At 69.2% G+C, this 4,494-nt stretch carries 3 protein-coding genes; all 3 read right to left on the bottom strand.

Going from position 1 to position 4,494, the window contains the following annotated elements:
- Nucleotides 1–541 precede the first annotated feature (541 nt).
- From KUM03_RS21680 to KUM03_RS21690, 3 genes are read right to left on the bottom strand one after another with little or no spacing between them, the layout of a single operon-like run.
- Nucleotides 542–1,756, bottom strand: a complete 1,215-nt coding sequence (locus KUM03_RS21680; protein ID WP_217250946.1) for a hypothetical protein — start codon at nucleotides 1,754–1,756, stop codon at nucleotides 542–544.
- Between the two features lie 2 nt (nucleotides 1,757–1,758).
- Nucleotides 1,759–2,541, bottom strand: a complete 783-nt coding sequence (locus tag KUM03_RS21685) for an ATP-binding protein (RefSeq protein ID WP_217250947.1) — start codon at nucleotides 2,539–2,541, stop codon at nucleotides 1,759–1,761.
- A 7-nt stretch (nucleotides 2,542–2,548) separates the two neighbouring features.
- Nucleotides 2,549–4,129 (bottom strand): Mu transposase C-terminal domain-containing protein, encoded by a 1,581-nt coding sequence (locus KUM03_RS21690; RefSeq protein WP_374225362.1) that lies wholly within the window; start codon nucleotides 4,127–4,129, stop codon nucleotides 2,549–2,551.
- Nucleotides 4,130–4,494: the final 365 nt, after the last annotated feature.

Genomic DNA, 4,494 nt, shown 5'->3' on the forward strand with positions numbered 1-4,494 from the left:
GGGCCCCTCCGGGCTGCGCCCGGAGCAGCGAACGCCCGGGCTGCGCCCGGGCGTTGCGCTTCCGCTACGCGGAAGCGCAAGCCGTCCGCTACGCGTCCGGCTCACCCGGGTTGCTGCGCAACCCGGGTGACGCTCCGTTCGCTGCGCTCCCGGAGCGCGCGGAGCTCAGCTCCGCGAAGGTGGCCTCCGCTGCGCTCCAGCCATCCGTGACGCTCCGCGTCACCAGGTGTGCCACGCTCCGCGCGGCCCACCACGGGCCTACGGCCCGAGCAGCGGCAAGGGGGTGTGGGCGGTTCGCTCGGCAATCGGCAGGTGATGGTGTGTCAGGGTCCAGCGTCGTCAGCCCAAGGTGTGCCGCAGCCCTCTGTCTCTGCCGGTGTGCGTCAAAGTAGTGTGCGGATCGAGACTGGAGCTGGTGTGCCCCATCGATCCGGCCGATCGCATCTCAGAGCCCCGCTGGGATCGTCACCAGGATGACAGTGGACCACGTCAGATGTCGTCAGTCTGCGGCAGCTGAACACAGGCTGTTCCTGGTGCCTCATCAGAGAGGTGGCCTGAGTGAGCGCTGCCCGTAGTAGGGAGGCGGCCAACCTCTCTTGTGCGCTTCGATCGTTCGGCGCGTGTGAGGCGGCGGGTGGGGGCAGTCCTGCATGAGGTCGGGCTCTCGCATCGCCCAGGACAGGGCGTAGTGAGCGGGGCTGAAGGGCCAGATCGTTTTCGGCGGCTTCGCCGGCGCCCGTGAGCCCTTGCGCCGCTTGGGGCGGGGCGGCTGGGGAGGGCGCAGCTTGCAGTTCTCGGCGAAGTCCGTCAGGTAGGGCAGGCCGGTGCTGCCCAGGGGGTCGGTGAACAGTGCGCCGCCGGTTCCGGAGGTAAGCCGCCAGGTGAAGGCGGCGGCCAGCAGCAGGGGGCGTGCCCAGGCGGGGACGTGGTGGGTCATGCAGCCCTGGCGCAGTCCGTCGTCGTGGAGAGTGAGAGTGGAGGCGTCCGGGGCCAGGTCGCGGACGTGGGCGGTGGCCAGTTGCGTGACGGAGGCCGCGGTGAAGACGGCGGTGGCCAGCTCGGCAGCCAGGTGAGGGTGGGCGGTGGCGCGGTGCAGCCGATGAGCGACCTCGGCCTCGGTGACAGCCGGGAGGACGGGTGCGAAGAAGTCACGGTCCTCGGCCATGGGCGCCGTGCACTGGCAGGGGTGGGATGCGGAGTCGAAAGCGGAGAGCGTGGTCAGGGCGGGGAGGTTGAGCCACCGGTTTGCCAACGGCCGGCGCGTGGCGGGTTCCGGTGGAGTGGCGGTGGGCGGTTCTGCCGCGGGTAGGAGAGCGGCCGCCTCCGCGACATGGTGGGCAACGTCGGCCAGGGCTCGCTCGACAGGCGCGGGAACGTGGCGTGTGTGGCAGACCAGAGCCAGCCGGCAACCGGTGCGGTGGCGTAGCTGCAGCAAGGCCTTGAGGCGGTGAGGGGTGAGGAAGTGGGCGCGCAGAAGCATCAGGTGGCTGGTGCTGGTGGCGAGAATCCAGGCCGCCGCCAGGCTCCAGGCGGGGGCCGTGTCGAGCTGGCGGTAGCCGGGTACGGGAACGGGCTTGTCCAGGGCGGCGAGGACGTCGTAGGCCAGGGTGAGACTGGAGTCGGTGCCGGGAGTGGGGTGGACGGTGAGTCTTCCGGCTTCGGGGGCGTGTACGGCCAGGGCGGCGCGGGTGTGGACCAGGTCGTCGCCGGGGTCGAGGATGACGGTGACCGGGGGCGGGTTGTCGCAGCTGAGCATGGTCAGACGGCCTGCCGGGGGGAGAGTTTGCTGTAGGCCCAGCGCAGCAGTTCCTCATCCACGCTGGTGCGGCCCGTCTCCTTCAGGCCGGTCACCAGGTGGTGGGTGATCTTCGCCCAGGCCCGGAAGTTTCCGTGCGCGGCCTCCTGGTCGCAGACCGCGATCAGGTCGGGGTCTGCCTTGGCCCATACGGGGTGGAAGGCGGGGATGACGGTGCAGACCTCCTCCAGGGGCATGTGGCCGATCTCCTGCCAGGCATAGACCCGGGACTCGAGCATCGGCTCGCTCTGCAGCATCTCGAAACAGCCGTTGCCGCCAGTGAAGATGATGGTGAGGTCGGAAGCGGTGTCGTCCCAGAGGTAGCGCAGGTACTCGAAACACAGCTTCGACAGCCACTGCGCCTCGTCACAGACCAGAACCCGCGGCTCCTCCAGCGCTCCGCGCAGCATGCGGTCGAACTCGATCGCATGCGCCGGCGGACGGCCCGGCAGGCCCAGGGCGTGGAACAGCTCGTGGCGCAGGTCCCGGGTGGAGGGGCGGGACCGGAACTGGATCCGGCGCGCCAGTGTCGGTGCGAGCTCACGCAGCGAGGCGTTGACCGCGAAGGATTTGCCGTTGCCGGCCTGCCCGTAGATACAGATCATCGCCTTCGCCTCAATCGCGGCACGGATGTTCTCCCGCGCCGTGAGCAAGGCCCGCGTAGAGACGATCTGGGCGCCCGGCAAACGCATGAAGTGATCATCCCGCTCCCCGGGCAGACGCCCCTTGCGTTCAGCGGTAGCCATCCGAATGTCACTCCTCGGTCTGCGAAGCAGCGACGGTGCCGTCTGCGTCATCGGGCGCCGGGGGGCGCGGCACGGTATCCGGGCGTGGCCGGACGGCGGAGGCGGGGCGGGGGCGAGTCCAGCCTGTGGGAGGGTCCCGGGGCGGGATCAGGTCCGGCAGCGCGCGGGCCGCCAGATCGGCCGCCTTCGCACACGCGATCTCCGCCCGGGCCTGCTGCCCGGTGATCGTCCGCCGCGGACGAGGAACATCCGGGGTAGTGGTGGCCGTGTAGCGGGTACGGCGCAGCTTCTCCGCCGCCTTCAAATCGGCCTTCAACGCGCGGGCCTTCTTCTCCCTGACCGACACGAGCGCTCTGCGCTGCTCGAGCGTCGCCTCCTCAGCCAGGTACGCGGTCCCCAGATGGTGGTCTGGATGCTCGGCCGAGAAGACCTCGATCTGGCCGTCATAGTGCGGCAGATACCGCAGCCGCACGCGTGTGCCGACATGGCCGACCATCCACGGCGCGATGTAGAACCGGCGCCGCCACCTCACCCCGCTCGTCGAGATCTTCCGCACCCTGCCGTCGTCCTCCAGGGCGAAGAACGCCAGTTGCTCTTCGGGGACGTCCTCCACCGGGGTCGGATCCGCTTCCCACGCCGCCATCGGGGTCAGCCCCGACGCACGCCCCGAGGGCCGGTGCCCGGTGTTCCACCAGCGCACCCAGCCCAGCAGCGCTTCGACGAAGTCCGCGAAGGACAGCAGCTCGCCCACCTCGTCGGGGCGCTGAACACCCACAGGCCGGGCGCGGCGGGTGTAACCGGGAAGCGAGACCAGGAACATCTCCTCCACCGCGCCGTTCAGCGCCTCGATAGCGCCCTTGCGATACGGCGTATACGCCGGCAGGTCCTCCACCGGCACCGCGAAACCACCCAACGCCCTCGCGACCGTACGGCAAAGAAACTCCTTTCCGCGGTCCACCCGCACCCTGCCGGGCAGACCACCGAACGGCCCGTAAGGATCGGCGCGGCTGATACCCGCCCTGAGCGCCGCCAGCACCGCGTCACGGGCCGGCTCATGCGGAGTGACCGCCACCCCCACGATCACCTTCGTCGCCACATCGACGAACCACGTCACCCACGGGCACACCGCCTGCCCCTCGACGTCCACCCGGACCGGAACCCGCTTGTGATCACCCTCCCAGCAGGCGTTCCGGTACACAGGCGGGCGTTTACCGAACACGTCATGCCGCCGGCGGCCTGCCTCGCCCGACCGCAGCCCCGCCCTCTCCCCCGCCGACAGATCCCGCACGACCGCACGGTGGAGTACCGAAAGTGACGGGACCGGATCCGGTGAAGGGGCCTTCGCCGCACGGGCAACGAGCTCCCGGTGCACTGCAGAGACGTTCCCACCCCACAGCGCAAGAAGTTCCCGGATCTCCCGCGTCACAGTGAACCGAGGACGCGGACGCGGCCCAGTCCTGCCCTCACAACGCGCCACCGACAGCCAGTTCCACACCGTGCGCTCCGAGACACCCACCGCCGACGCCACCAACCGCACATGCGCTGTACTCAGCTCGTCCCGTCCATCCAGAACGAGCAGCCGACACACAGCACTCTCACGGCTCACTCCAGCCCGAACCACCGCATCACCCAAGCCAGAACCCTCCCCTGCGTCCACCAGCCCGCCCCTCTGACACGCCACCCGTCAGACGCAGACTGACCCCGCCACGAGCCACACGAGCCAACACGCCGCACGATGTCACTCCAAGAAGTGACACCTACGCGATGCAGACACATCCCGAAACCCTCTACCGCTATAGACCCGGCATCAGAATCACCCACACCTCAGCAGCACACTTCAGTCCCGAACCAGCGCGAAGCCTTCAGCGAACAACCAACCCACCCGTCACCACCAGGCACAACCCGCACTGAAAACAAAACACCGAACACTGAAAACCCAAAGCCGACCATCAC

This window comes from Streptomyces sp. AC602_WCS936, assembly GCF_019049125.1.
Lineage (GTDB): Bacteria > Actinomycetota > Actinomycetes > Streptomycetales > Streptomycetaceae > Streptomyces.